Below are 25,586 nucleotides of genomic sequence, written 5' to 3'. Positions count from 1 at the left end.
CGTCGATCGTAAGCCTACGCCAACTTGAATCATCGCTGCCTCCATAGCTTCGTTAATTAACATCAGTACTTTTCCATTTAAAAGCTCAAAGAGCTTCTGGCGTGTTGCTCAAAAGCGCTTCGGCATCAGCTTTAGAATAACCACCCAAGTCAGTACAGGTACCAGCAGGCACAAGTTTCCACTCACCGGGATCATTATCGACTTTTGATTGTGCTGCACATGAGTGGGTACCAGCCAGGTTGGCACAATCGTTTTGTCCAGCTTTGGCTACGCCATAACATTTCTCCTTACTAGCAGCATGAGCATTCATAGGAGCAATAAAACTAAGTGAAACTGTCGCCGCAATAGCAGCAGCAATAATGGCATTGTTGTTCATTTTTAAATTCCTCTTATATAAGTTGTTTAAGCTTGAATAGCGTGGTCAATCCACGCGTTAACGTTATCGCGGGGGGCTGAACCAACCAGCGAATCGATTTGTGAACCATTTTTCAGCATGATCAATGTTGGCACTGAACGCACCTTGAATACTTCCCGTACGTTTGGAAGTGTATCCACATCGATCTCAGCAACAGACACGTCATTACGTGCTTCTGATACCGACTCGATCACCGGCGCAAAACGGCGGCAAGGCTCACACCAGGATGCTGATATTTTCAACAGCAAAAATTCATGCTGTTGTTTTTCAGTCTCAAAATCATCTAGTGTTTTTATTTGCTTCATTGTTGGACTCCGAAAATATGCCCCATCAAACCAATGTCGTCTGGGGCTTTGTGTTTAAAAGGTTTCAAGCGCCGAATCGGTGAATGATTTAATGGTTGGCCATGTTTGATTGGCATCAGTGATGTAACCAGGTACATCTTCGAGCCAAACTTTTTGGACATCTTTATTCAGGTTCAGGTATAGCTTGCCGTCGACGACACGCCATGCTGTGGGATCCGTATCAAACTTTCTTCCTTTGGTAACACCAAAGGCACAAAAACCACCAAACTGAGGTGCATACTTGGCCGGGCTAGCTTGAAATAAGTCACGATTTTGTTCACTACTGAACTGGTAAATCGCATTTTTATAGGTTGCAGTGTAGTCACTGGAGCCTTTGGTTGGTGCTTCCTGAGTGAAATAAGCAACAGGGTCATAGCCCTGAATCGCCAAATCATTACCATTTGCGTTCATATCAATATCTGCTGCAAATGATGCTGCAGATAGACTCAAAGCAACGGCAGCTGCGGTAGTGGTGAAAATTTTCTTTAACATGATTCATATCTCCTAAATGTGTATTTATCATTGCTGAACGAGTTACTGTGTTTTTACGGATGCTGACGTTTTACCAATCAGCGACTTAATTATTTCTTGTTTGGTTACAGAAAATAATAGGTCGACTGATCAATAAACTATTACGTAAATTGAAATAATCACGTTCACAATGACACTAGTGCCGCATCGTTAAATGTCTTAATGGCTGGCCAACTATCATTAGTGAGTTTGCCAGTCAGTCATTAATTGTTTCGAGCGCACGGTTGATACTTTAATAGCGAGGGGAGGCTATCTGAGCTATGATCGTCCGGGTTATTTATCCAATCATCCAAGAATTAATATGGACAAGCTGTCACTTATATTGAATCGGTTATCCGTCACTGCAGGGGTGTTTTTTAGTGGTGAAATGTGTGGCCTTGCACACTTTGATGGTACAGAACAGAGAGAAGGGCATATTCACCTTCTATCATCCGGGCGGATCGATGTAATAGCTGAAAACGGTGAAGTGGTGACATTGGATAAACCGTCATTGATATTCTTCCCCAAGCCTAACGTTCACCGGCTCAGAGCTAAAGAAAGTGATAACGCAACTATAGTTTGTGCATCGATAAAATATGGTGCCGATACAAGCAACCCACTAACTAATGCTTTACCCAATATGGTCACGCTGTCATTTGAAGATGATCAATACGTAGAAGCATCAGTTAATGGGCTATTTGATGAAGCATTTCATCATCGGGATGGCAAACAACTGCTGATGGATCGGTTAATAGAGATTGTTATTGTTCACTTGCTCCGCAATATCATGAGTCAAGACTCTGGCTATCAAGGCTTATTGGCAGGACTCGCGAACAAGCAATTAGCCAAGGTAATTATTGAGCTTCATAAATCACCCGGGGAAGCATGGACACTGGACTCGATGAGTCAACTTGCATTTATGTCTAGATCAAAATTTGCTGATGAGTTCAGAAGGGTAGTCGGACAAACACCCGGTGATTACCTGATTGACTGGCGTATATCTGTTGCTCAAAGTGAATTAAAAAAAGGCAAACCTGTTTCAGTTGTTGCTAATGAAGTTGGTTATGAGAACAGTTCTGCATTATCAAAAGCCTTCAAGAGGAAAACGGGTCTATCACCCAGCGCCTGGTTGAAAAGTTACTTACAGCCCTAGGAATGTATAGAGTTACAAGAAATACACGGAAGCCGAGGCTCCCGTGCTGAAGTGGTTTAGACAAATTCCTTGAAACGTTTATCAATGGGGGTGTCGGCAATATGGTTGGTGTAATTACTCATTACTTTCTGCGCCACGCCGACTATGATTTCCAGCAAGTTTTGCTTTGTATAGCCTTCGCCAAAAAAGTTTTCTAACGTTGATGATGTAATGTGCCCACGGTTACGAACGATCTCCAGAGTGATTTTCCGCAGCACTTCCAGACGACGATTAGGCAAGGGAGCCTGTTCAATCAGAGCTTGATTCAAAGCGCTTGGCACGTTCATGACATGGGCGATCAGACTGTGAGCCGGAATGCAGTAATGACACTCATGCGCGACATTGATAGCTTGCCAGATAACAGTTTTTTCCTCATCTGTCAGGGAGGTGTTCAAAAACAGGTTATGCAATTCCTGATAAGCGGCGAGAGCAGAAGGTGCTTCTGCCATAACCGCATGCAGGTTAGGTATGCTGCCAAATGCCGCCTTGGATTTCTCTAGTAATGGCTTGCTTTGCTCAGGTGCGCTGTCATAGCTGTGTAAATGGAACTCGGTCATTGTAGATCTCCTGATATGAAATATATGTCCCCAAAGGGATGACCAAGATTAAAGTTCTCAGCAATCTACAGGACGAAGAACGTCTAGACTTGTTGTCCGATCGTCTTCAGCGTGTTTTCTATGAGAGTATTAGGGTTGTTCCCATCAGCTAGCTCTCTAGCCAGAAAGTGAATTTTTCTCAGTGCATTAGCATAGGAATTCTGATGTCGGATATCATTAAACTCCTGGTACTCACTACTAATCTCATAGAATGTTTGGACGCCAAGATACTTCGACAACACCTTTATGTGAGGGCCCAAGTGATTCATCTCATGACGGATGCCTCCTTGAAAGAAACCGAATTCTCCTGCTGAAGTGATCAAAACTAATGTTTTTCCTAACAATGTAGGTTCCAGTGGAAAGTCACCCCGGGCAAGATCAAAAGTGAATGTTTTATTGACTCTGACGACTTGATCAAACCAGGCCTTGAGTGCCGCCGGCATCCCGTAGTTGTACATCGGTGTGGAGATAACTACAAGATCAGCCCGTGCCAGCTCGTCGATAAGCGTGTCAGATAGACTGAGTAACTGTTTTTGTTGTTCAGTTCGCTTGTTTTCAGGGGTGAAGACCGCACCAATCCACTCATGACTGATGAACGCCGGGGGAGACTCACCCACATCACGGTAAATGATTTCTTCTTCAGGTGAATAGTCATTCAATTTTTTGATGAATTCACGTGCCAAAGTTCGGGATAGGGAAGAATGTGAAGTTTCCTTAACATCAAGGGGTCTGGCACTTGCTTCAATGAGTAATACGGTCATGTTCGTCTCCTAGTTCATTTATGATGAATTTCAGAAACTATATTTATTCTTATCTTATTGTTTTACAAATGATATTATCTTTCATATGGATGAATATTACTCATGTGTAGATTAAACGATGACCAGAATCCCCAACCTGAACATGCTCTATACCTTTACCAGAGCAGCCCACCTGAAAAGCTTTAAAGCTACGGCAACTGAGCTTCATATCACGCCCACAGCGGTTTCGCATCAAATGAGAAAGCTCGAAGACGTATTAGGGCAAGCGTTGTTCATACGCCTGACCAGAGAGATTAAACTGACAGAAAAGGGGCAACAGCTGGCTGACGTCAGTCAACGGTTATTTGCTGAGCTGTCACAGACTGTGGATGACATCTGCAGTGAAGATAAACAAATCAATTTAACCACAACAGTCGCTTTTGCCTCCATGTGGCTGGTACCCAAGCTGGCTGAGTTCCATGAACTGAACGCTGATATCAAGGTTTCGATTATCACTTCCGACGATATTGTCGACATGAATTCCAGCCAGAATATTGATTTAGCCATTCGCTATGCTAAAGACATTGATAACACTGAAAATACCACAGTTTTAGTTACCGAGAGTATGGGCTTATATGCTTCTAAAGCATATATAGCAGGTTTAAGCGGTAATACTATTCCAGTCATTACAACAAGATGGAAAAATAAAGCGCTGCCGAATATCGACTTCACCGGTTGTATGGTAGAAAACAGCTATCTGGCACAGAGAACAGAAAGTTATGATCAAGAAAACCATGTTATTCAGGCGGCTATATCAGGACGGGGTGTGGCATTTGTGAGCGACATTCTTGTTGATGACTATGTCCAGAATGAATGGCTGGTAAGATTACCCGACACACATTCAGTCGAAGGCCTTAAATATTATCTGGTAAGCGCAAATTCGCGAACACCTAGCATGCAATCCAATATTGAGTTTTTTGTAACATGGCTGAAGCAACAATTATCTGAAGCATTGGCTTATAACTAATAATCGCTGACAGATTATACAAAACGAGACTGACGCTTAAGGTTCAGAATTTGAAACCTGTGATAGCAGACGACTTTACTAACAGTTTTTCGGCATGGACGTACTTATTAATCCGAAAAGGAGTTAGTTTACTGGGAATGAAAGTAACATCAAGTCGTGACGAGTGTGTAGTCATTGAACTTGAAATTTGTCATTCAGCTATCTGAAACAAGAGCAACATGCACAGATTTTAAATTCTGAACTACATCTCAGCTAATAATTATCTATTTGTCATAACAGTTATTATCAGAACAGTTGAAGAGCACAGAGTGAGCTTAATTTCAGCCCTTTTTTATCGTTTATATAAGTTCGTATAATATATATTATGTTAAATTAACTATTAACTAACAATACTAAAATGGTATGTGAGCATTTACATAAAGATTTAAGAAAAACAGAACTACCCCGCTCAGATTTTAAAATCTGAGCGAAGTTCATGTATCAGAGCAGCTAGAAGTTAAATTTGGAAATTAACGGTGAGAGACTTTTACCGTATTGTGTTGCCAGACGTTTTTTAGTTGGTCTTTGATATTTTGCACATCATCGGATTGTTCATCTTGATGGTGAATCTTAATCATGATTTCAATACCGGATACCAAATAATCGGCTGCCGATAACATTAATGTAGAAAGACGATCCTGATGTTCTGCTTTTGTGTTGATACCAACAATGGAATCATCACGGTCATCTATTTCGAGATCAGCATGCAATGAATGCCATGAGCTGTGCACACTTTCACTTAACAACTGATATGTCGTTCGGTATTCATTTATCAGTCCTGCGAGTTCAGCTTTCATGAAAACATGGAAATCGCCACGATCAATTTTATCGGCACTGTCAATGATGCCTCTCAGATAGGCTAATTCGGGTTCTGTAAGTGAATGTTCATCATTTTGCTGATTCAGTAATTTGATCAGGACTTCCCTTCTCTTATCATCATCACCAACGGTCATGGCTTCGAGAAGATCAGCATTTAGGTGATATGCTGCCAGATTAAATAATAACTCCAGCATGCAGCGAGACATAACCTCAACCTGGTGCGTCATCCCACGCTCAGACATGATTATGATTGATTGAAAATGTGACAGCATCCGCTGAAAATGCAATGTCAGATACACTTCTTTTTCATCATCTGGATGAATCAGGCAGCGGTTCAGGACAGTTTGACCCAGCTTGTTCAGGTCTTTACAGGCGATGTAATGGCTACTTTGTTTAATCTCCGTCGCAAAATCACCGTTACAACATTGTTCAGATAGAAAACCAACATCTTTAAAGCTGGCTATATCATTCATATCTACTCCTTTCTTTTTTCAACTGTCTTTTTAATATATTACTCTTTCAGCTCACTGATACAACTAGACCCCATCTCATTTACAACGCTTTGACACTGATATTTAAATATGTCTAACTGGGCGTACACTGACTAATTAAAAGGAGAGTAAGTATGAGCTGGCGAGAAGATGGTAAGGAAAAAACCTATACCGATACTGAAGTTGAAACACGGTTAAAAGAGACACTCCCCCACTGGTATCTGGAGAATGGTTGGATTCGCCGTAAATACAAAACCAGTAGCTGGAAAAGTACATTAATGGTGGTTAACACCGTAGGTCACCTCGCTGAAGCAGCTTTCCACCATCCCGATCTGACCGTCTCTTATGCCTTTGTTATCGTAAAGCTAACAAACCACGCGGCCAAAGGCATTACCGATAAAGACTTCGAATTAGCTCAAAAAATAGAAGAAGTTGTCTCATGGCAACCAGGTCTCGAAGAGGGTGCCTTAACAGGTACACCCGATGACCCACGCTTTAAATACATAAAATACGATAAGTCATAACGAGCAAAACAAGTTCAATATAGTATTGCTTAATTCCTTAACCAAATTGGTATAAATGCAGAGCGCAAAGTGAACACACCAGCAGGTGCAGTCAACAAATGAACTTAAACAAAGGGACTGGTTTACTCAAAAGGTTCCTGGTTATCAATATGAAAAAGTGAACGTTAAGCTAGATATAAACTAGCTATGGAGGTATCTCATGACGAACAAAACTTTTGATATAGACAAGGCAATTTCCCTGCTGAATCAAATCTTGGAAACGGAACTGGCCGGTGTTGTACGTTATACGCATTATTCGCTAATGGTCTATGGTTATGGCCGTATTCCCATTGTTTCCTGGATGCGAAGTCAAGCGGATGAATCACTTCAACATGCGACTGAAGCAGGTGAACTCATCACCCATCTCGGCTATCATCCTTCATTGGGCATCGGACCTTTGCTGGAAACCCATAACCATGACATCGGTGCCATACTCCACGAATCGCTGGCCCACGAACAGTTAGCTATCGACAAATACTATGACTTGTTAGGCTTGGTAGAAGGTAAAAATGTCATGCTTGAGGAATATGCACGCCAAAAAATTGCTCAGGAAGAAATGCATGTCGGAGAAGTTCGAAAAATGTTACGTAAGCCAGGTGAATAATGGATATTGATGAATCATTAAACGTTTTTGGTGAAAAGCTGGAAACATGTAGCGAAGAGCCCCTGACTGGTTTCTATCGCGATGGTTGTTGCAATACAAGTGATGGCGATTACGGTCAACATACGGTTTGTGTTCAGGTAAACCAGGCGTTTCTGGAATATTCACGTTTCCGAGGCAATGATTTGTCATCACCCATTGAAGATTTTGGCTTCCCGGGCCTGAAAGAAGGTGATCGCTGGTGTTTATGTGCACAACGTTGGCTTGAAGCTTACGAACACGATATGGCACCGAGAGTCTATCTGGCAGGAACACACCAGCGTGCTACCGAAATTATTCCTCTTGAACTACTCAAGGAATATGCCGCGGATCTTAACTAGACCGCGGCTTTCAGAGCAAAAAAAGCCGCAACATCATCCAGTTCCTGAGTGATCGGCATCGGTGGCAGACTACGCATAAAGACTTTGCCATAAGGTTTGCTTAAAAATCGCGGGTCGCACAAGACTAGCACGCCAGAATCACGGGTATCACGAATTAAGCGCCCAATCCCTTGCTTTAACTGAATCACCGCGGTCGGTATCTGTATTGAACGGAAAGGATTACCACCCCGCTCTCTTAGGTGATTAATTCTGGCTTCCAGCACCGGGTCCCCCGGCGAAGCGAACGGAATTTTATCAATTAACACGCACGATAAAGCTTCACCACGCACATCCACACCTTCCCAGAAGCTGTTTGTGCCAAGCAACACGGCGTTTCCATGCTCTCTGAACTCGGCTAGAAGCTGACTTTTTGCTCCTGTACCTTGCACAAGAATGGGATAATCCATGTCTTGCAGCGCATCAGCAACTTCGTGTAAAGCCCTGTAACTGGTAAATAATAGGAATATCCGCCCCTGACTATGTTCAATCACGGATTTCGCAATCACTGCAATATGACTGTTGTAAGCCGTGTTGGAGGGTTCAACAGGCACCGGTGGCATGTACAATAAACTCTGTCTGGCGTAGTCAAAAGGACTCTGCCAACTCACTGTTACTGGATCGTCAATACCCAGTTGTTGAATGAAGTTATTGAATTTTCCTGCCACCGTTAACGTTGCTGAGGTGAACACCCAGCCACTGGGCTTATCAGCAATCCATTGCTGAAAGTGCTGACTTATTTCCTGTGGCGTGGCATGTAAAATAAAACTGGAACCACGCACATCCAACCATAAAATCAGGTTTTCATCTGCCTCATTATCACTGAATACACTCAGTTTCTTAATCAATTCCTGACAGCGCTGATGACACTGCTCAAGTCCCCTGCCCCGTTCTGCCGCAGGTTCCAGGCTTTGCTCCAATACTTCTATCGCGCTAATCAGACTATCCAGCTTATCTTGGGTAGATGTCTGCTGCTGCAACACCTGATACCAGGGTATACGTTGCTCTTTATCCCCCAGCGTCAGCTTAAATTGGTGCAGGCGGTTTTCTACTTTTTCAGCTGCCTGCCGAATATCATTCATGTCTGTCGCATCTTGTTCCATTTCACGGATACTGTCACGACTGAGTTCCTGAATTTGATGACTGCTGACACGATGCCCCAGAAATTGGGTCGCAATAGCAGGTAACTGGTGTGCTTCGTCTATAATGAAGGCATCTGCATCAGGCAATACCTCGCCCTGCCCAGATGCTTTTAATGCCATATCCGACATCAGCAAATGATGATTGATAATAACGATATCGGCTTCTTGTGCTTTTCGCCTGGCTTCAACAATAAAGCATTCATCGTATTCAGGGCATTGCTGGCCCAGACAGTTATCAATCGTTGATGTTACTTTCGGCCACAGCGGCGACTGCTCTTCAAGCAAATCTGTTTCGCTGAGATCACCTGAGGGTGTTTTACCGATCCATTCACGCAGTGTCTGTAGTGTGTGTTGTTGATGAATGGCACCGGGCTCTGATTCAGCCAATCCCAGTCGGTGATGGCATAAATAATTACTGCGACCTTTCAATAAAGCGGTCTTGAGCGGTACAGACAATACTTCACGTAATTTCGGCAAGTCTTTCTTAAATAATTGATCTTGTAAGTTTTTAGTACCAGTTGATATGAACACCTTTTGTCCGGAGAGCATCGCCGGTGCCAGATAAGCGAATGTTTTCCCGGTCCCCGTACCCGCCTCAGCTATAAGCACTTCATTATGAGCGAGCGCGTCACTGACTTTTTCTGCCATTTCGATTTGCTGAGTACGGGCACTATAATTTTCTACATGCTGAGAAAGGAGCCCACCATCGGCAAAAATGTTTTCGATATCAGTTTGCATTATGCTACCAAGCGTTGATTCATAGCCCAGACCAGAAACGTTCCCAAAGTCAGAAAGCCTAACATGGCAGCTAATGCGCGATAATGATAACGTGCGATTAACTTATCTTCCGAAACGGTAGAAATGATATAAGGCTGAGTCTTGTGAGGGCTTTGACGCAATATGCTCAATTGTTTCATTTTGGCACGTTGTCCTATCGCTCTTTTCACCACATTCGACGCATCAACACGTGCCTGTTGCCATTCATTAACGCTTATTTCACCATCTTGATCTGCATCATAGCGATCCAGCATCAAGTTTGGGTCGTTTTTCCACTCTCGAAGCTTGAGGCTAACTTGTTGACGAATAGTCTGATCTTCAACGCTTGCCACACTTTTAAATAACCCCATCGCATAAAGTGGCTCACCCTCGAGAATTGTCCGCTCTGTATAGCGTCTGGGCGGTATGATGTCACGCTTATGCCAGACCCGTGTATCTCGGGTAATGACCCGGGCATCATCCGGATCGATTGCACACTCACCAGTTTCATCTTCAAGCAAAAAAACTTCATCACTGGTGTGTTCTTTAACTAAGCGCCAGCGCGAACGAGCCCGCCCTTTCCTATCGTAGTCACGTACCTTTTCTTCGATTTTGTAGTAATACCAGGTACAGCGTGTACCGGATAATGGTGAAACGATCGCTGGCCCTTCCATCATTTTGGCTGTGCCGATTAATTCAATGTACCCTTGCGGGGCCGAACGTATCCTTGCGGTGGGAATATTCTGAATCAGTCTCGCATGCTGATACCAACTAACCATTTGCCAAAAAGCGTAGACAGAAATTAAAGCAAACACCGTAAATCCTATCCCAAACTCTGTGCTGCTGAGCTGTCTAAGTTCTTGGCCTAAGCCTGCCAACATTTCCTGCATTGATTATTCAAACAAGCTTCGCAGATTAACGTCAGCCGTTTCCTGATCTGAAAATTCCAGCAATGTGAAGGCTTTGAATTTGAAAAAACGTGCAATGATGACATCCGGGAACTGTTCGATCCGAACATTATTAATGTTAACGCTTTCGTTATAAAATTCACGTCGATCGGCGATCGCATTTTCCAGTCCGGTAATTCTCGCCTGAAGATGTTGAAACGTCTCATCCGCTTTCAAGTCAGGATAATCCTCTGCTACAGCAAACAAACTGCCGAGCCCCAGGCGCAAAGCGCCTTCTGCCTGCCCCAATTGGGCGACATCACCTTGTTGCTGTGCACTGGCGACAGATGAGCGGGCTAACATCACTTTCTCTAAGGTTTCCTGCTCGTATTGCATGTACTGACGACAGGTTTCAACTAACTTAGGTAATTCGTCATGGCGCTGTTTGAGTAATACATCAATATTGGACCAAGCTTTGCTAACGTTGTGTTTCAGACTGACCAGATTATTGTAAATAACAACAATATAGACCAGTAAAACAGCAACAAGCCCCCAGAAAATAAATCCACCTACACTCATAGCCACTCCTTATGCTCAGTTGTTTTGGTTATCCCATACTTCCTGCTCTGGGCCGTTTTCCCGACTCCAGACGCGTTGTCCAATGATTTTAAACTGAGCAATCGACATGGCACCACGTTTTTTTCGATTACTGTCACGTTTGTTGTCTAAAGCATCGGTAATTTCTTCACGGCTGGCTTCGAAGATCTCATCAACGTCATAATTTTCATCAAACAAGACCAGAACCACTATATCCCACTCTTGTTCAGGATTGATTTGACCGATACGAGGGCTGGCACGCGTACTCTCAAAAATTGCTCGTCCTTTGATGATGACTCGTTTTTGTTCACGTTCACCGCTACGGCCGATTGCATCAATATGACTATTCGGATCGTCAATCAAGTCTAAATCCAGAGCACGTGCGGCATCGAAACGCGCAATTTCACTGGTGACAGGTAAAGTACTCCCGGTTGTCTGACGATAACGGGCGGCCAGCTGTCTGGTCTCGTGCATCAGTTTTTCTAGGGAATAAATATCCATATCTGGCTGGGCGGAATCTGTCATGGCTTCATTATACATGGCAAAAAAAACGGTCTACCCACGAATAGTGAATAGACCGTTAAATTTTGAGGCTGTGAATCAATCCTCTTACTAATTGACCACAGTTAACTCATTGAGTTGCATGTTTTTTATGCTTTTGCATCTAATTCTTTCTGGTAGTACTTGTGAACCAGTTTTTCTTGGTTTTCCAGCAAGTAATCAATGCTTGGTTCATTGTTCATCGCTTTTTCGATAGCACGGGTAGTCGCTTCACGGTGAATATTGAACAAGGCTTCATGATCTAAATCTTCAACTGTTGTGATACTTGGGTTCAACCATACAGAAACGATGATACCCAGATCGTTCGCTTTTTCTTTAGGGATAGTACCGTTGCGAACGGCATCCAGAACACCATTTGCAATAGCGCCTTGAACTGTACCCATCAGAATGTTGGTATAGGCTGTTTTCTTAACAGTCACTTTCGATACCATCAAAGTGGCTGGACGAACTTGCATATCCGTGTTCATCAACGCAAGAACACGAGAGTGGCCTTGTACTTGATCACCCATCAGGTTGGCAAAGGCCGTACCAAATGGACCGTCTAATTCACCGATTACAACTTCAGGCTCTGCTGCAGTAAAAGCTGGGCCACCACCGACCAGTGCTTCACCGGTACGCATAATAATTTTATCGCTCATAGGATTTAATCCTCCAGGATTGCTAAAAAGACCGCACAATTATCCGTGTCTGAGTCCCGAGTCGCAACCTTGATTCACTTTCATGGTCACAACAAGCACGTTAAACTAGAGTTTTAATCCAAGATAATACGATGGCAGATATAGCAACACCCTACGAGCGAATTGGTGGTGAGGAAGGCGTCAGAACCTTGTGCAACACCTTTTATAAAATTATGTGTGAGACACCGCAGACGCAATTAATCCGCGGCCTGCATCCAGAAGACATCAGCCTCAGTGAGGAAAAACTGTATCTGTTTCTGACAGGCTGGTTAGGCGGGCCACCACTGTATACCGATCTCTACGGCCATCCGCGTTTACGTGCCAGACATCTGCCTTTCCCTATTGGCATCGAAGAACGCGATCAATGGCTTTATTGCATGGCACAAGCGCTAAAAACCATGAATCTCGATACCCTATTTGCAGAGCAGCTGATGTCCTCGTTTGTTCAAACAGCTGATTTTATGCGCAATCGTCAGGAACAAACCGCATAATGAAAATCGGGGCACTCATTATCGGCGATGAAATCCTGAGTGGCAAACGCCAGGATAGACACTTCAAACAATTGCAATCGGTTCTCTCTGATCGCGGTCTGGAATTAAGCTGGACGATGATCGTCGGCGACGATCCGGAACAACTTGAACGTGTTATGCGTTTCTCTATGAGCTCTGATGACCTGGTATTCAGTTTTGGTGGCATCGGGGCAACGCCAGATGATCGCACACGACAGACTGTGGCCCTGGTGAAAAATGTGGCGCTGATACCGCACCCTGATGCGGTCAGAGAAATAGAGTCACAATTTGGTGAGAGTGCCTATCCAAACCGCATTCTGATGGGGCATCTACCGGAGGGAAGTCGTATCATCCCCAATGCTATTAATCGTGTGCCCGGTTTTAGCTTCGATGACCATCATTTCATGCCGGGCTTCCCTGAAATGGCGTGGCCAATGATTGAATGGGTGCTGGATAATCACTATCACACGCTGCGTGATCTGAAACCACGGTCTGAAAGGATTATCACCATCACTAAAGGTCGAGAATCCGATTTACTCGACACCATGAATAATATTGTGGATTCTTTTCCCGGCCTGTTGCTGTCCAGCTTGCCTCATCTTGGTGATGTACCTTATATAGAACTGAGTCTGCGTGGCGATGAGGCCGACATTGAACAAGCAATGGCATTGATGATTAAAGCCATCGAACAACTGGGGTTTGAATGGACCGATCACACTGAGGGTAATAACTGAAACCACACGCTTAACGAGAAAACACTCAACAGCGTGGTTAAAAAGACTGCCGCGGCATAAATACCACTATCCAGTTGATACCGTTCACAAATCACGATGCCAAAAATCATTGTGGGCATTGCAGACAGCAATACCACAGCGGTAGTGATGTGTTCCGGTACGGCAAGCCCCTGACTAACGAAAAATGAAATAACCGGTGCAATAATCAGTGAAATCACACTGACCGGTAATAGATAAGGTAAAAATCGAAATCGCATTGTATCCCAACGGATACTCATTCCCAGCGCAATCAACATTAAAGGCACAACAGCGCCAGACAATGTGGCTAAGGTGTTATGCACAATCTCAGGCCGAGGCACATCAAGCGTATTCAACAGCATCGCCATCGCCACCGCCCACAGAGGTGGTACGCGTGTCAGTTCACGCAGTGGGTTGACAGAACGCTCATTCGCGCCGAAATGATGCGCCATCAAAATCCCTATCGTCATCAGTACCGGGGTACAGGCAAATAAATCAAACTGAAGTACTACTGAGTTACTCCAACTGCCTAAAACCTGATTGGTGACAGGTAAGCCCAGATAAGTGGCATTAGGAAAAACAGCCGCCAACATCAACGCCCCTTTTTGCGGCTGGGTGGTTGAATAAAAGCGCAAAACTAACCACATTAAAATGGCTGACGAGGCCAGACCTGACAATGCGATCAGTGATATTTTCATGGAAGTTATATCTATCGGCGCTTCCCAAATCACATCGAGAACCAGCGCGGGTAATAGAATATAGAAAACTAAGTCTGTTAGCGCCCGACGATGCGCTAATGCCGGAATATGCTTAGGAGCAAGTAATTGCCAGACAGCGCCAAAAGCGATTAAAAGCCCCATCTGCATCATGGTAATCAACATGTAATGCTTCCTAAGGAGATAAAAAACGATCCTAGCAATCGCATCACTAAAACAAAAGCATTACCTATCTGTTTACAGCGCTTCTTGCCTGCTCTTGCGGCTGAGGGTATTGTGAATGCATTTACTAATAAGTTACCTGAAAACAATCGCCTTAGAAGATTATCATCAGGTAACCTATCAATGTCAGGCATGGGTCTGTTTCGAGGGAAATCATTATGTCTTTGTCCAAGCAACTGTTGTTTCTTATCAGTTTAATTTTCCTGATTGTTTTTTCAGTCAGTTTTTTCCTGAGCACGAACAATATCCGCAACTATCTGGAAGTTGAGTCTGAAATCCACGTACAGAATACAGCCACGTCTCTTGGCCTATCATTAAGCCCGTATATGGCAGATGAACACGATCCTATTCTGCAGACAATGATGAATGCCATCTTCGACATGGGGTATTACAACGAAATGCGGCTGGAGAATGTTGATGGTGAAAACCTGGTCAAGTTAACCAACCCGGTTCAGATGGAAGGTGTGCCCGACTGGATTATCAAATTACTGCCAATGAAACCGGCTACCGCGGTATCTGAAATCAGTTCAGGCTGGAATATTGCCGGAACAATCTATGTTAGCAGTAACCCGGCCTACGCCTATCTGAAACTTTATGAACAGGTCAAAGAGACCTTGCTTTATTCGCTCATTATATTTCTGGCAGCTTTCACGTTGTTAATGCTGGTACTACGATTGACCCTACAGCCACTAAAAGACATACAGAAGCAGGCAAATGAAATTTCTGGGGGGCATTTTACCACTATCAGTAAGCTGCCCTGGACACGTGAAGTCAGACAGGTAGCGACATCGATGAATAGCATGTCGAAGAAAATTGGCGACACAATCGCCCGCCTGAATGGCCGCTTAGACTCACTCAATGACAGTCTCAAACGTGATGTGCTAACAAAATTATTCAACCTGGACACCTTCAACGAGGATGTTAAACAGGAGTTGTCCATTGGAAGTACCGGCTATGTAATTTATATCAAAATTGATGATCTGGCCGAAATCAGTAAAGACAAAGGTAATCAGATAGTCGATGAACTACTGCGTGCCCTGGCTGAGACACTGAGCCAATCTTCTCCAGAAGCAGGGGCCACCTATCGCTTATATGGTTCTGAGTTCGCCTTGTTGTGCCCACATACCGATGTGAAGTCAGTCACAGTTTTAGCTGAGAAACTCAAGCACGATATTACAGAGCTGGGTCAACAATATGAGATCAACGATATGGTCCATACAGGGATAGTCTATTTTGATAGGGCCAGTGAGTTTGATCGCTTAATGCCAGCCCTGGTAGAGGCTTACGAACAAGCAAGGGCGATTGGGCATAATGCTTACTTCATTAAACAAGACTCGATCAGCTCAATGGCCGAGCAGGATTGGAAAGTGGCTATCACCGAAGCTATCGATAACAACACACCGGAAATCACTTTCACAGCGGAAGCCTTTAATTACAGTGGTGCTGAACCTGTAAAAGTTATGCAGGAAGCGTTTGCTGTTGTCAAAGACAATGGTGGCAGAACACTCCCAATTGGTACCTTTTTCTCCATGGCACAAGAGTTTAATCTGGCTGAAATGCTGGATAGATGTATCGTGAATAAAATTATTCACAAAATGGAACAGGAAGATCAAACTGTTCCTGTGACAATCAATTTATCTCTGGCTTCAGTGGCTTCAATCGAATTTCAACGCTGGCTGGAAGCACGCATGGAACAATCTCCACTGCCTAATAACCTTCTGGCATTTTCTGTCACAGCTTATGCGGCCGCTAAAGATCTTGCTGCTTTTGCCAGCTTCAGTAGTTTCGTTGAAAACTTGGGTGCAACCACTCTGCTCAAACGCTACTCATCTGATGTCATCGCGACGGATCTGTTGCGTGAGATGCATATCAACTACATTCGACTCGCTCGAGATGTGACTGAAAATATTAAAGACAATGTCAATAAGCCTGATTTTGTGGAAATTATTCAGGAAGTAGCGAGCTTATTGGAAATAAAAGTTCTGGCTGAAGCGGTAAAAGCTGAAGATGACTTTGCGTTTGTAAAAGATGCGGGATTGTACGGTATCAGCCGATAACCGAGCAGAAATATGCCCTTTTCTCGCCATTTGATGCTTTTTTTCCTTAGCTTATGCCTATTGTTGTCTCTGCCGATCATGGCAGAGTTCAACATCACAGAGCGGTTACTGAAAAATGTTGAAACGCAATACAATAAGTTTGCCCGAAAACGTGTTGAAGGCTGGCAAGAATTACTGGAAAACCCTGCCAATCACGCCTTAAGTGAAAAAGAAAAACTGGAACTGGTCAATACGTTTTTCAACTCAAATGTGTTGTTTATCGATGATATTGCCTTATGGAAGAAAAATGACTATTGGGCTACACCATTGGAAATGTTATCGGTTGGTGCCGGTGACTGCGAAGACTATTCCATAGCAAAATATTTCACCTTAAAAGAGCTCGGTGTTGACGAAGATAAGTTGCGGATAACCTACGTTAAAGCCATTGAAATTGATCAGGCACACATGGTTCTGACCTATTTCGAAACAAAACGCTCAGTACCGCTTGTATTGGACAACCTCATTATTGACATTAAACCAGCCAGTCAACGCAATGATTTGGTTCCTGTTTACAGTTTTAATGGTGAAGGCTTGTGGTTAGCAAAATCGCGTGGTGAAGGCCAAAGGGTAGGTAAAGCCAGCAAACTCTCACATTGGAACGATTTAGAAAAAAGAATGCGCGAACAGGCTTTGGATTAAGATTTATTAAATTTAAAACATCAAAAAAAGCTCACCAAAGCCCAAAGCCTGATTTTAACCAACTAATCGACTATGGCTCTCAGTCAGGTGAATAATCCGCCAGACTGCCATAGCTTGTGAGGGGAAGTAGCCAGTAATGAATCGGCGCATTCACAAATTCCTGTTTTAATTCCTGCAACATCGCATCAACATCATCTGAGCTCACTTCAACCCAAAACAGACGTTGTGTTTGACCGCCCTTCACCTGTTCGCTTACAGAAAGCACATGATGGCTGCCATAACCTTCTGCTTTCTGTAATGTAACGCCGCTGACTTTGGGGTGCATTAACAACCAGTCCCCCATCGCCTCTTCAAGGTTAGGACGAACAATTAACCCCAGTAACTGTTTCATGCCGTCTCCTTTTTAACACCAAACCGCTCAAATAACAGGGGTAATAACAACAATGTAAGTAATGTGGCACTCACAAGACCGCCGATTACAACAATGGCTAAAGGTCGCTGAATTTCCGAGCCCGGACCGGTTGCAAAAAGGAGCGGAACTAAGCCAAACGCCGCTATCGTGGCTGTCATCATCACCGGTCTGAGCCTTCTTAAAGCGCCATTACGAACCACATCATAAAGCGGCATACCTCTGGCCAGTAAGTCATTAAAGAAGGTCACCATTACAACGCCATTCAACACAGCGATACCCAATAAAGCAATGAATCCGACCGAGGCCGGAACGGACATATATTCACCTGTCAGCCACAAAGCTGTTACACCACCCACCAGGGCGAATGGCACATTACTCATTACCAACAATGCCTGCCGGAATGAAGAAAAGGTTGAAAAGAGCAGTAAAAATATTAATGCTAATGCAACCGGTATAACCAGCATTAAACGCTTCGCAGCACGCTGTTGATTTTCAAACTGACCGCCCCAGGACAAGCTATAGCCACTAGGCAAATCAATCTCTTGAGCAATTTTTTGTTTTGCTTCTTCAACAAAACTGACCAAATCACGGTCACCTACGTTGACAACGACAACGGACATTCTCTTACCCAATTCACGTTTAATCGATACAGGACCTTGTACACGTGTCAATTGAGCTATATCCGAAACACTCACAATACGATTGTCATCAATCACTAAGCGTGCATTTGCAATAGATGAGCTTGTTTTTTGCAGACTTTCATCACCTTTGATAATCAATGGATAACGTCTCGCAGACTGGTAAATAATACCGGCCTGCTTACCCTCGATCAGCATTCTTAATTGTGGGAGTACCTGCTCTACATCCAGACCGAGCCGACCCAACGCTAATGGATCAAGCTTTATCTGATAATACTGTGCCCCCTGCGTTTGACTGGTAATCACATCTTCAGCACCCGATATGGTTGAGACAACCTGAACAATATCTTTTGCCATTTTGTTCAATTTTTCACCATCATCACCAAACAGTTTGATAGCAAGATCGCCTCTTACCCCCGTCAACATCTCTGACACGCGCATTTCGATAGGTTGAGTGAAGCCGAAATTAAGCCCCGGGAACTGTTCCAACACCTCTCTTATGGACTGTTTTAAGGCTTCTTTATCCGGACTAACCCATTTTTGTCGAGGCTTGAGTACCATGAACATGTCGGTTTCATTGAGCCCCATGGGATCCAGCCCCAATTCATCGGAACCTACTCTGGCAACAATGCCATCAATATCCGCTACGTTTTTAATTAACGCCTCTTGCACTCTCAAATCCATATCAACGGATTCTTCCAGGGTAATAGAGGGCAACTTTTCAAGTTGAACAATCAAATCGCCTTCGTCCATGACCGGCATAAATGTCTTACCAATTTGGCCGAACAAGACAAAAGTGATAACAAGTAAAGCTAGCGCAATCGAAACCACAATCTTGCCATGTGCCAAAGACCACTCCAGTACAGGTTGATAAGCCAACTTAAGTTTTCTGGGTAACCATGGTTCTTCATGAGAAACTTTTTTCAGTAAAAATGAGGCCAGAACTGGAATTACAGTTAATGAAAGTAACAGAGAGCCAGCCAGAGCAAACACGATCGTCAAGGCAACGGGAATAAATAACTTACCTTCCAATCCTTGCAATGTAAGAAGCGGCAGGAACACGATAATAATGATCGCAATCCCCGAACTTACGGGCACTGCAACACCCTTAACAGCACGATAAATAATATGAAGTCTGGGCATCACAGCTGTGCGTTGCTTATCTGCCAGTTGAGAAACAATATTTTCAACCACTACCACGGCGGCATCCACCAACATACCAATGGCGATAGTTAAACCGCCCAGACTCATTAGATTGGCAGATAAATCAAATTGTCGCATCAGTATGAATGTGACCATCGCTGACAAAGGCAAGACAAGGGCTACAGTAATAGCTGCCCGTAGATTACCGAGGAAAAGTATTAAGAAGATAACGACGAGAACGACCGCCTCAAACAACGCCTTTTGCACACTTCCAATAGCATCGGATACAAGATCACCCCGATTATAAAATACGTCGATTGTTACATCAGCGGGTAAAGAACTTTGTAATGATTCGAGACGGTTTTCAATACCCTTAACAACGGTTTTAGCATTAGCTCCCCGAAGCCCCAACACCAGACCCTGTACCGCCTCACCTTCTCCATCAGCCGTTACAGCGCCATTTCGGGTTAAAGCCCCTAGTTTAATATTTGCGACTTCTGTCAATCTGACAGGCTCAACCAAATCCGGTTTGACGATTATTTGCTCTATATCCTCCAAACTGGTTAAGCTGCCTTCAGCACGAACTAACAACACTTCCTCACCGTCATTAACACGTCCTGAACCATCATTACGGTTGTTATTGGCCAAAGCCGTTTCAATGTCGAGGAGTGAGATATTGGCCGCTGTCATTCGTTCAAGGTCGGGAATAACCTCAAACGTTTTTACGACACCACCTAAAGCATTCACGTCTGCAACACCCTCAACACTTCTCAATGCAGGACGAATCACCCAATCCAGCAATTCCCGCTTTTCCATCAGGTTCAATTGATTACTGTTTATCGTAAACATAAACATTTCACCCAGTGGTGTTGTCATCGGTGCCAGGCCGCCCTGTAGTCCGTCAGGCAAGCTATCTCTAATCGCGGCTAATCGTTCAGAAACCTGCTGTCTTGCCCAATAGATATCAGTGCCTTCTTCAAAGTCGACCGTAATATCCGTTAAGCCATATTTCACCACTGAACGAAGCATTTGTTGTTTGGGGATACCCAGCATTTCTACCTCAACTAAGGCAGTGATTCTTGTTTCAACCTCTTCAGGCGTCATACCTGGGGCTTTTAGAATGATTTTGACTTGTGATGTCGATACGTCAGGGAACGCATCAATCGGAGTCATATTAAACGCTCTCCAGCCAAAGCCACTTAATACAATCACAAAAAGAACAATCAATAATCTTTGACTGAGAGAAAAACGAATTAACCAATCCATTGTTTATTCACCATTTTCCGCTAACCATGCGGCCTTCAGAGATGAAACACCCTCGGTCACCACTTGGCCTAAAGTTTGTTTATTTACTTTTACAATCACGGTTTCATCATCAGTACTGATTATCTCAACAGCGAGCAAATCCACGCCCTTGTCAGTGCTGACGAAGATATAGGGTTGCTGATTATTGAGCCTCAGTAATGCCGAATACGGTAATTTATAAAGTTGAGCCGAGGTGGCCTCAATAAAGCACACAGAAATAACCTCACCGGGGGTGAGTTTGTCCGTATTCGCATTCGCTTGAGCTCTGACCAAGACACCCTGGTCAATATCATGAACTTGTCGCCCTACAACAAGCACATTTGCCTCAACATCGCGATCGCACACTTTTACAGTTTGCCCAGGGCTAATACTACTGGCTATGTTTAGAGGCACATGGATCTCTAGCCAAAGACGGGATAGATCGGCAATTTCATACAACGTGTCGCTGGCATTTATTCGTTTACCTGCAACAGCGGATTGCCGCATGACCACACCATTCTGTGGAGCCAACACATTCACAGAGCTAGTCAACTGACGTTCACGTTTTAAGTTGTTAATTGCATGAGGTGTCATACCAATGATAGAAAGATGCTTAGCGACTGCATCAAGCTTATTTCTGGCCTGTTGTGCCTGAATATGGGTGTCGTGGTAACGTCGTTCAGCGATGATTCCCTCATCGAACAACAATTTATCTCGCTGTAACTCCGACTCAGCTTGCTGCAAACTGGTTAAATTCTGTAAATAATCACTCTGCAGTTGGATCAGCTGTGGACTGTTAATGTCAGCCATCAACTCGCCTTTTTCAACGGGATCGCCTTCAGCTTTGAGCATCGTCTTGACCACTCCACCCAGCGCACTGTGCACAATGACTCGTGAGGTATTTGGAATTGATACTTGTGCAGGATAAGGTTGAGTGGCAAGCGTTGAGACCTGCTCTGCCTCAAAAAATGTAACACCCAGATTCTGCTGTTGTGCTTGAGAGAGCGTAAGCGGTGCTGATTGAGCAAAGCCCACATATAATAAAAATAGGGTGAGTAATTTCATCCTGACACCTTTTCCAAAACATAAAAACGCCACATTGATAGCCCCGGCAGAAAATCAATATGGTCCTTTATCTGAAAACCAGCTTGACTAAATTCGGCTTCAATCGTGTCGGCAGAAATGACAAATCGATTTTGATAATCACGCCTTGTTCGTTTTGCCTCAAGACGGCCTCTCTTCCATGCTTTGTAATTACCTCCGATCCATAAAGAGACAATCACACTATCAGAGGCAACGCGGTGAAATTCTTTCAGAATGCTGATGCGGTCCTGACTATCACCGATGTGGTGAAGTAAACGAACACAAAACAGATTTTCTACAAAGTTATCCTCAACAGGGATAGAAAACGCAGAGCCCTGGAATGCCTGAATGCGTTGCACCCATTCTTCTGGTCGGTAGTTGAGTCCCGTCTGCAACATCTCTTCACTGTAATCACAGGCGTGTATTTCTCGATTGGATTGCTCTGACAGTGTTCCCCAGAACCGTCCTGTACCACAGGGTAAATCGAGTACGGACGAAGGCTTCCCCGCTATTTTCAGCGCTTTTCGTGCAACAGCTTGCTCGCGCCAATTGGAGAGACGACGCCAAAATCCGTCAGCGTGCTTTTTGAAATAAGCCAGTGCGTGCTGATGGTCGTATTTGTGGGAAAATTCCAGCGTTTTTTCTGTTTGCGAAGTTTGCATGTCTGACCTGTTCTGATGAGAGTAGGTCAGACTATAATTTTATTTACTTAAGTTAAGCTTAAATAACGTCCAAACTTAGAATTCATACTCGGTCAATACGCGAAATGTAATATCCGGTGTTTTGGCATCAAGGCCTAATAACATACCCGTTTCCCAGTGTAGTTTTTTTCCTGCACCAAACCGTATATCGCCCAATGCTACAGGACCAATTGCTCTGGTATTCTCTCCAGCATAAAATTCAATAGCCGGTTCAAACTCGGGTGACAATCGATAACGACTTTGCACAGCCAATGCTGTCTCAAACTCAGTCTCGACATCGTCCCCCCATTCATATTCAATCCAGAAGTTAGCTGCGCCTATCCATCGGCCCCACTGTTTTTCCATAAGTAAACCGGTTGCCAGTTCCCATTCATCAGCATGATGCGCTTTTTCAATTTCAGTCACTACACCCCAATCTATGGCATATTCGCCCTGTTCGGTGAGTTGCAGTTTCGCTTCTAACTCATAAGCTTGAAGATGAAAGTTATCATCTTCTTCCTCAGCGATTAGATAACCTTCGACAAACAGCCTATCGTTCACAGAACGCCCCAAACCAAGTTTATGCAAGAAATCGCCATCAGCACTGCGCATACGCCATTCAAGCTCACGCTCCATAGGCTGAACATAGGGGTGATAAACTTTATCGATTGCTAGACCATCAGCCTGCACAGCAGTCAGCGAAAGCAGCATGGGAATGAAAGCGAATGTCATGCGTTTCAAGATGATTTACCTCTGAACAGAAAACTTACACAGGCTGCTGAGAGTAACAGCGTGATACTTGAGAAGTAAGCTATTGCCTGTTGTGGTGATGGCGTGGCTTCATAACCAATCAAGGCATACATAAGTTGGCCTAAAACCGAGCGTTCACTGATTAGTGCCGAGCTATTCCAAAGCGGTGCTGAGGCTGATATGTAATCAGCCTGAATCATAAACTCAACAGCCTGACTGACCATACTCCCACCGATTAGGAGCAGAATAAGGTAACCCAACCAGACACCATAGCTAGCGCGCATATTGACCAATGAGTAATAGAAAAACACGCCCACACTGAGTCCGATGCCCGCTCCTACAGTGCCTCCTATCAAAACAGGGTTTAATAAGTCAGGTATGCCAATAAAGCCTTTAATGTACAAAATAATCTCAGAGCCTTCACGGATGATTGCAATCACGACTGCAAGCACAATGGTGACAAGGTTAGCCATTCGCCATCGTATGAATTGCTGATGCGGTACGGTGATCATAAAAACCAGCAGACTGAGAAAAATCATAAAGTGCAAAGACGCATTCAGAATTTCCTGTCCGGTTCCTGAAAAGGCCATAGAAATTTCTTTGAGGTTAACCGCGTATATGTACGCGCCACAGAATCCTAAAACCAACGCTAATAATATCCACCAATGATGACGTTTGAATAGCTGACTCAGTGCCAGGAAAACACTGATTATCAAAGATGCTTCCAGCACTTCTCGAAGAATCATAATGACGGCGTTTAGCAACATAGTCTCACTCCACAATGACTCTGCCTTGAGCCGTTTTCGGGAAAAACTCACCAAAAAACGGGTATTCACCTGCCGGTAATGGACCGATAAAGATGATAGCTTCACTCTCACCGGCGATAACCTTTTCTCGGTTTAACTCATAGCTCTCAAATTCTTCAGCCGTGGTATCGAGATTTTTCACCAGTAACTTGACCTTTGTATCAGCAGGAATACGAACCTCGTCGGGATAAAACAAATGATCCCGTATTTCGATCTCAACAATAGGCGGGGCAGCCAGAACGACCGGCATTGCAGCCATCAGCAACAAAGAAATAATACTGACAATCTGTTTCAAACGACTAAATCTCCTGGAAATTTCACATTAACACTCAGTCCCTGACCCTCTATACCGCTGGACAGACTTATAGTGGCATGATGTAAATCAGCAATATGCTTAACAATGGTCAGCCCCAGACCACAACCGAGTTCACCACTGTCATTTTGATCACCCTGCAAACGATAAAAGCGTTCAAAAACGCGTTCGTATTGTGAAGGAGGTATACCAGGACCTGAATCTTCTACTATCAAATCAACGCCGTTAGCTAATCGTTTGACCACAACTTGAATACTGCCGCCTTCAGGTGTGTATTTATTGGCGTTGCTAATAAGATTATGCAGCAAGGTCTCCAAAGCGAACTGATTCCCTCGAATCTTGGCACTTTCACCATTGAGCTCAATTTGTTGCTGCTTTTGCTCAATCTGTGGGAAATCATTGGCAATAACAGTCTGTGCCAGTTTATATAAATCCACTTGGACAAATTTAACGGAAGCCTGATCTGGTGATGAACGATAGAGGGCCAGGATTTGTTCGACAAGATGTCCCATTCTCTCAATACCCGCTTTGAGCAAAGTAATATCACCATCCTGGTCTCCTAAACGGTCTCGCAAGTTATGTAAATGTACTTTAAGTACGCTGATTGGTGTTCTGAGCTCGTGAGCCGCATCGGATGCAAAGCGTTGTTCACGCTGAAAAGCATCATCAAGTCTTCCCAGCAACGCATTGGTATTACTCACCAAAGTGGTTAATTCGCGCGGCACGCGATCAAGTTCTATCGGGCTGAGATCATCAACCCGTTTATGCCTGACCTCTATGGCAAATTGGCGCAGAGGCCTTAATCCAATGCCCACTGCAAACCAGATAATAAGTGCAGCTACCGGTATCGCAATCACAATTGGTAATAGCGATTCCAGCACAACTTCTTCGGCCAGCACATAGCGAATATCAATCCTTTCAGCTACCACAATCCACCGATTCAGATGCTGATCACGGAAGACAAAGTTACGCCACCTATAACGGCCATAGTTGACTTCGTGAAAGCCCTCACCGAGCTCTCCGATTACTGACTCAGGCGCATTTTGCGATCGCGTTAATAGCTGTTTACCCCCATTGTCCCAAATCTGAAAATAGGTATAGGGTGTTTGCTGTGCCGCATTAGTCTGTTGCACAGTTTGCTCTGAATTGGAAGCAGCAATCAGTCTGGCA

At 44.1% G+C, this 25,586-nt stretch carries 29 protein-coding genes; 9 read left to right on the top strand and 20 right to left on the bottom strand.

All coding sequences use genetic code 11. The features are described from left to right. Nucleotides 1–85: 85 nt before the first annotated feature. Genes ACTF5U_RS00995 through ACTF5U_RS00985 form a run of 3 tightly spaced genes read right to left on the bottom strand, consistent with a single transcriptional unit; the run spans nucleotide 86 to nucleotide 1,251 of the window. Nucleotides 86–376 carry a BufA1 family periplasmic bufferin-type metallophore gene (locus tag ACTF5U_RS00995; protein WP_438969762.1) on the bottom strand — a complete coding sequence of 97 codons (291 nt, stop codon included), beginning with the start codon at nucleotides 374–376 and terminating at the stop codon, nucleotides 86–88. Nucleotides 377–402: 26 nt separating this feature from the next. Then, nucleotides 403–720: a thioredoxin family protein gene (locus tag ACTF5U_RS00990; RefSeq protein WP_438969761.1), complete on the bottom strand. Its 318-nt coding sequence runs from the start codon at nucleotides 718–720 to the stop codon at nucleotides 403–405. A 54-nt stretch (nucleotides 721–774) separates the two neighbouring features. Continuing rightward, nucleotides 775–1,251 carry a YHS domain-containing (seleno)protein gene (locus tag ACTF5U_RS00985; RefSeq protein ID WP_438969760.1) on the bottom strand — a complete coding sequence of 159 codons (477 nt, stop codon included), beginning with the start codon at nucleotides 1,249–1,251 and terminating at the stop codon, nucleotides 775–777. Between the two features lie 340 nt (nucleotides 1,252–1,591). Between ACTF5U_RS00985 and ACTF5U_RS00980 the strand changes: the two genes are divergently transcribed. Continuing rightward, on the top strand, nucleotides 1,592–2,422 hold the full coding sequence (locus tag ACTF5U_RS00980) for an AraC family transcriptional regulator (RefSeq protein WP_438969759.1): 831 nt from the start codon (nucleotides 1,592–1,594) through the stop codon (nucleotides 2,420–2,422). Nucleotides 2,423–2,478: 56 nt separating this feature from the next. Here the strand turns inward: ACTF5U_RS00980 and ACTF5U_RS00975 are convergent, their stop codons facing one another. Together ACTF5U_RS00975 and ACTF5U_RS00970 are read right to left on the bottom strand one after the other, a co-directional pair. Further along, a complete protein-coding gene (locus ACTF5U_RS00975; protein WP_438969758.1) occupies nucleotides 2,479–3,018 on the bottom strand; it encodes a carboxymuconolactone decarboxylase family protein in 540 nt (179 codons plus the stop codon). Between the two features lie 83 nt (nucleotides 3,019–3,101). Further along, the gene (locus ACTF5U_RS00970) at nucleotides 3,102–3,818 is read right to left on the bottom strand and encodes an FMN-dependent NADH-azoreductase (RefSeq protein WP_438969757.1); all 717 of its coding nucleotides are present in this window, start codon (nucleotides 3,816–3,818) and stop codon (nucleotides 3,102–3,104) included. Between the two features lie 118 nt (nucleotides 3,819–3,936). On the opposite strand from ACTF5U_RS00970, the gene ACTF5U_RS00965 reads away from it, so the two are divergent. Continuing rightward, nucleotides 3,937–4,824: a LysR family transcriptional regulator gene (locus tag ACTF5U_RS00965; RefSeq protein WP_438969756.1), complete on the top strand. Its 888-nt coding sequence runs from the start codon at nucleotides 3,937–3,939 to the stop codon at nucleotides 4,822–4,824. Between the two features lie 509 nt (nucleotides 4,825–5,333). On the opposite strand, the gene ACTF5U_RS00960 is transcribed toward ACTF5U_RS00965, so the two are convergent. Beyond that, complete coding sequence (locus tag ACTF5U_RS00960; protein WP_438969755.1) at nucleotides 5,334–6,155, bottom strand: DUF5677 domain-containing protein; 822 nt, start codon at nucleotides 6,153–6,155, stop codon at nucleotides 5,334–5,336. A 152-nt stretch (nucleotides 6,156–6,307) separates the two neighbouring features. Here ACTF5U_RS00960 and ACTF5U_RS00955 point away from each other — a divergent pair, with 152 nt between their 5' ends. The 3 genes from ACTF5U_RS00955 to ACTF5U_RS00945 all read left to right on the top strand — a co-directional run bounded on the left by ACTF5U_RS00955 (nucleotide 6,308) and on the right by ACTF5U_RS00945 (nucleotide 7,717). Further along, complete coding sequence (locus ACTF5U_RS00955; protein ID WP_438969754.1) at nucleotides 6,308–6,697, top strand: 4a-hydroxytetrahydrobiopterin dehydratase; 390 nt, start codon at nucleotides 6,308–6,310, stop codon at nucleotides 6,695–6,697. Nucleotides 6,698–6,896: 199 nt separating this feature from the next. Continuing rightward, nucleotides 6,897–7,340, top strand: a complete 444-nt coding sequence (locus ACTF5U_RS00950) for a ferritin-like domain-containing protein (RefSeq protein ID WP_438969753.1) — start codon at nucleotides 6,897–6,899, stop codon at nucleotides 7,338–7,340. 5 nt (nucleotides 7,341–7,345) lie between these two features. Next, nucleotides 7,346–7,717, top strand: a complete 372-nt coding sequence (locus ACTF5U_RS00945) for a DUF2237 family protein (RefSeq protein WP_438969894.1) — start codon at nucleotides 7,346–7,348, stop codon at nucleotides 7,715–7,717. Here the strand turns inward: ACTF5U_RS00945 and ACTF5U_RS00940 are convergent. The 5 genes from ACTF5U_RS00940 to fae form a co-directional block, all read right to left on the bottom strand. Continuing rightward, nucleotides 7,714–9,633: an ATP-dependent DNA helicase gene (locus ACTF5U_RS00940; RefSeq protein WP_438969752.1), complete on the bottom strand. Its 1,920-nt coding sequence runs from the start codon at nucleotides 9,631–9,633 to the stop codon at nucleotides 7,714–7,716. The genes ACTF5U_RS00945 and ACTF5U_RS00940 overlap by 4 nt on opposite strands. Then, on the bottom strand, nucleotides 9,633–10,466 hold the full coding sequence (locus ACTF5U_RS00935) for a GIDE domain-containing protein (RefSeq protein WP_438969751.1): 834 nt from the start codon (nucleotides 10,464–10,466) through the stop codon (nucleotides 9,633–9,635). Before ACTF5U_RS00935 ends, ACTF5U_RS00940 begins: the two co-directional genes overlap by 1 nt. Before the next feature lie 78 nt (nucleotides 10,467–10,544). Beyond that, nucleotides 10,545–11,117 (bottom strand): LemA family protein, encoded by a 573-nt coding sequence (locus ACTF5U_RS00930; protein WP_438969750.1) that lies wholly within the window; start codon nucleotides 11,115–11,117, stop codon nucleotides 10,545–10,547. A gap of 15 nt (nucleotides 11,118–11,132) precedes the next feature. Beyond that, nucleotides 11,133–11,660, bottom strand: coding sequence for a hypothetical protein (locus tag ACTF5U_RS00925; protein ID WP_438969749.1), 528 nt, complete (start codon nucleotides 11,658–11,660; stop codon nucleotides 11,133–11,135). Between the two features lie 125 nt (nucleotides 11,661–11,785). Continuing rightward, a complete protein-coding gene (gene fae, locus ACTF5U_RS00920) occupies nucleotides 11,786–12,334 on the bottom strand; it encodes a formaldehyde-activating enzyme (RefSeq protein WP_438969748.1) in 549 nt (182 codons plus the stop codon). Nucleotides 12,335–12,465: 131 nt separating this feature from the next. Between fae and ACTF5U_RS00915 the strand changes: the two genes are divergently transcribed. Both ACTF5U_RS00915 and ACTF5U_RS00910 read left to right on the top strand, forming a co-directional pair. Beyond that, nucleotides 12,466–12,864 carry a group II truncated hemoglobin gene (locus tag ACTF5U_RS00915; protein WP_438969747.1) on the top strand — a complete coding sequence of 133 codons (399 nt, stop codon included), beginning with the start codon at nucleotides 12,466–12,468 and terminating at the stop codon, nucleotides 12,862–12,864. Beyond that, on the top strand, nucleotides 12,864–13,616 hold the full coding sequence (locus ACTF5U_RS00910) for a competence/damage-inducible protein A (RefSeq protein WP_438969746.1): 753 nt from the start codon (nucleotides 12,864–12,866) through the stop codon (nucleotides 13,614–13,616). The genes ACTF5U_RS00915 and ACTF5U_RS00910 overlap by 1 nt, the downstream gene beginning before the upstream one ends. Here ACTF5U_RS00910 and ACTF5U_RS00905 read toward each other — a convergent pair. Further along, a complete protein-coding gene (locus ACTF5U_RS00905) occupies nucleotides 13,595–14,515 on the bottom strand; it encodes an AEC family transporter (protein ID WP_438969745.1) in 921 nt (306 codons plus the stop codon). The genes ACTF5U_RS00910 and ACTF5U_RS00905 overlap by 22 nt on opposite strands. A gap of 215 nt (nucleotides 14,516–14,730) precedes the next feature. Here ACTF5U_RS00905 and ACTF5U_RS00900 point away from each other — a divergent pair, with 215 nt between their 5' ends. Continuing rightward, nucleotides 14,731–16,629 (top strand): LapD/MoxY N-terminal periplasmic domain-containing protein, encoded by a 1,899-nt coding sequence (locus ACTF5U_RS00900; RefSeq protein WP_438969744.1) that lies wholly within the window; start codon nucleotides 14,731–14,733, stop codon nucleotides 16,627–16,629. A gap of 12 nt (nucleotides 16,630–16,641) precedes the next feature. Beyond that, a complete protein-coding gene (locus tag ACTF5U_RS00895) occupies nucleotides 16,642–17,307 on the top strand; it encodes a transglutaminase-like cysteine peptidase (RefSeq protein ID WP_438969743.1) in 666 nt (221 codons plus the stop codon). 79 nt (nucleotides 17,308–17,386) lie between these two features. Here the strand turns inward: ACTF5U_RS00895 and ACTF5U_RS00890 are convergent, their stop codons facing one another. The 8 genes from ACTF5U_RS00890 to ACTF5U_RS00855 all read right to left on the bottom strand — a co-directional run. Continuing rightward, on the bottom strand, nucleotides 17,387–17,698 hold the full coding sequence (locus ACTF5U_RS00890; RefSeq protein WP_438969742.1) for a DUF3240 family protein: 312 nt from the start codon (nucleotides 17,696–17,698) through the stop codon (nucleotides 17,387–17,389). Beyond that, nucleotides 17,695–20,766, bottom strand: a complete 3,072-nt coding sequence (locus ACTF5U_RS00885; protein ID WP_438969741.1) for an efflux RND transporter permease subunit — start codon at nucleotides 20,764–20,766, stop codon at nucleotides 17,695–17,697. The genes ACTF5U_RS00890 and ACTF5U_RS00885 overlap by 4 nt, the downstream gene beginning before the upstream one ends. Before the next feature lie 3 nt (nucleotides 20,767–20,769). Beyond that, complete coding sequence (locus tag ACTF5U_RS00880; protein ID WP_438969740.1) at nucleotides 20,770–21,849, bottom strand: efflux RND transporter periplasmic adaptor subunit; 1,080 nt, start codon at nucleotides 21,847–21,849, stop codon at nucleotides 20,770–20,772. Beyond that, nucleotides 21,846–22,529 (bottom strand): methyltransferase domain-containing protein, encoded by a 684-nt coding sequence (locus ACTF5U_RS00875; protein WP_438969739.1) that lies wholly within the window; start codon nucleotides 22,527–22,529, stop codon nucleotides 21,846–21,848. Before ACTF5U_RS00875 ends, ACTF5U_RS00880 begins: the two co-directional genes overlap by 4 nt. A 75-nt stretch (nucleotides 22,530–22,604) precedes the next feature. Next, on the bottom strand, nucleotides 22,605–23,279 hold the full coding sequence (locus ACTF5U_RS00870; RefSeq protein WP_438969893.1) for a hypothetical protein: 675 nt from the start codon (nucleotides 23,277–23,279) through the stop codon (nucleotides 22,605–22,607). A gap of 5 nt (nucleotides 23,280–23,284) precedes the next feature. Next, complete coding sequence (locus ACTF5U_RS00865) at nucleotides 23,285–24,064, bottom strand: FTR1 family protein (protein ID WP_438969738.1); 780 nt, start codon at nucleotides 24,062–24,064, stop codon at nucleotides 23,285–23,287. A gap of 4 nt (nucleotides 24,065–24,068) precedes the next feature. Beyond that, nucleotides 24,069–24,398 (bottom strand): cupredoxin domain-containing protein, encoded by a 330-nt coding sequence (locus ACTF5U_RS00860; protein WP_438969737.1) that lies wholly within the window; start codon nucleotides 24,396–24,398, stop codon nucleotides 24,069–24,071. Then, on the bottom strand, nucleotides 24,395–25,586 hold a 1,192-nt coding region (locus ACTF5U_RS00855; RefSeq protein WP_438969736.1), incomplete at its 5' end, for an ATP-binding protein. The genes ACTF5U_RS00860 and ACTF5U_RS00855, both read right to left, overlap by 4 nt.

It is taken from the genome of Methylophaga sp. (genome assembly GCF_965655755.1).
Classification (GTDB): Bacteria; Pseudomonadota; Gammaproteobacteria; order Nitrosococcales; family Methylophagaceae; genus Methylophaga.
Note: the sequence above shows the minus strand (reverse complement) of the source record. Positions and strands in the feature narration are given on the sequence as shown.

Excerpts from the sequence above, each read along its gene's own strand:
- ACTF5U_RS00970 (WP_438969757.1), bottom strand. The coding sequence starts at position 3,818 with ATGACCGTATTACTCATTGAAGCAAGTGCCAGACCCCTTGATGTTAAG.
- ACTF5U_RS00885 (WP_438969741.1), bottom strand. The coding sequence starts at position 20,766 with ATGGATTGGTTAATTCGTTTTTCTCTCAGTCAAAGATTATTGATTGTT.
- ACTF5U_RS00975 (WP_438969758.1), bottom strand. The coding sequence starts at position 3,018 with ATGACCGAGTTCCATTTACACAGCTATGACAGCGCACCTGAGCAAAGC.
- ACTF5U_RS00965 (WP_438969756.1), top strand. The coding sequence starts at position 3,937 with ATGACCAGAATCCCCAACCTGAACATGCTCTATACCTTTACCAGAGCA.
- ACTF5U_RS00955 (WP_438969754.1), top strand. The coding sequence starts at position 6,308 with ATGAGCTGGCGAGAAGATGGTAAGGAAAAAACCTATACCGATACTGAA.
- ACTF5U_RS00960 (WP_438969755.1), bottom strand. The coding sequence starts at position 6,155 with ATGAATGATATAGCCAGCTTTAAAGATGTTGGTTTTCTATCTGAACAA.
- ACTF5U_RS00875 (WP_438969739.1), bottom strand. The coding sequence starts at position 22,529 with ATGCAAACTTCGCAAACAGAAAAAACGCTGGAATTTTCCCACAAATAC.
- fae (WP_438969748.1), bottom strand. The coding sequence starts at position 12,334 with ATGAGCGATAAAATTATTATGCGTACCGGTGAAGCACTGGTCGGTGGT.
- ACTF5U_RS00995 (WP_438969762.1), bottom strand. The coding sequence starts at position 376 with ATGAACAACAATGCCATTATTGCTGCTGCTATTGCGGCGACAGTTTCA.
- ACTF5U_RS00915 (WP_438969747.1), top strand. The coding sequence starts at position 12,466 with ATGGCAGATATAGCAACACCCTACGAGCGAATTGGTGGTGAGGAAGGC.
- ACTF5U_RS00905 (WP_438969745.1), bottom strand. The coding sequence starts at position 14,515 with ATGTTGATTACCATGATGCAGATGGGGCTTTTAATCGCTTTTGGCGCT.
- ACTF5U_RS00990 (WP_438969761.1), bottom strand. The coding sequence starts at position 720 with ATGAAGCAAATAAAAACACTAGATGATTTTGAGACTGAAAAACAACAG.
- ACTF5U_RS00985 (WP_438969760.1), bottom strand. The coding sequence starts at position 1,251 with ATGTTAAAGAAAATTTTCACCACTACCGCAGCTGCCGTTGCTTTGAGT.
- ACTF5U_RS00925 (WP_438969749.1), bottom strand. The coding sequence starts at position 11,660 with ATGACAGATTCCGCCCAGCCAGATATGGATATTTATTCCCTAGAAAAA.
- ACTF5U_RS00950 (WP_438969753.1), top strand. The coding sequence starts at position 6,897 with ATGACGAACAAAACTTTTGATATAGACAAGGCAATTTCCCTGCTGAAT.
- ACTF5U_RS00870 (WP_438969893.1), bottom strand. The coding sequence starts at position 23,279 with ATGACATTCGCTTTCATTCCCATGCTGCTTTCGCTGACTGCTGTGCAG.
- ACTF5U_RS00900 (WP_438969744.1), top strand. The coding sequence starts at position 14,731 with ATGTCTTTGTCCAAGCAACTGTTGTTTCTTATCAGTTTAATTTTCCTG.
- ACTF5U_RS00980 (WP_438969759.1), top strand. The coding sequence starts at position 1,592 with ATGGACAAGCTGTCACTTATATTGAATCGGTTATCCGTCACTGCAGGG.
- ACTF5U_RS00880 (WP_438969740.1), bottom strand. The coding sequence starts at position 21,849 with ATGAAATTACTCACCCTATTTTTATTATATGTGGGCTTTGCTCAATCA.
- ACTF5U_RS00930 (WP_438969750.1), bottom strand. The coding sequence starts at position 11,117 with ATGAGTGTAGGTGGATTTATTTTCTGGGGGCTTGTTGCTGTTTTACTG.
- ACTF5U_RS00890 (WP_438969742.1), bottom strand. The coding sequence starts at position 17,698 with ATGAAACAGTTACTGGGGTTAATTGTTCGTCCTAACCTTGAAGAGGCG.
- ACTF5U_RS00940 (WP_438969752.1), bottom strand. The coding sequence starts at position 9,633 with ATGCAAACTGATATCGAAAACATTTTTGCCGATGGTGGGCTCCTTTCT.
- ACTF5U_RS00895 (WP_438969743.1), top strand. The coding sequence starts at position 16,642 with ATGCCCTTTTCTCGCCATTTGATGCTTTTTTTCCTTAGCTTATGCCTA.
- ACTF5U_RS00865 (WP_438969738.1), bottom strand. The coding sequence starts at position 24,064 with ATGTTGCTAAACGCCGTCATTATGATTCTTCGAGAAGTGCTGGAAGCA.
- ACTF5U_RS00910 (WP_438969746.1), top strand. The coding sequence starts at position 12,864 with ATGAAAATCGGGGCACTCATTATCGGCGATGAAATCCTGAGTGGCAAA.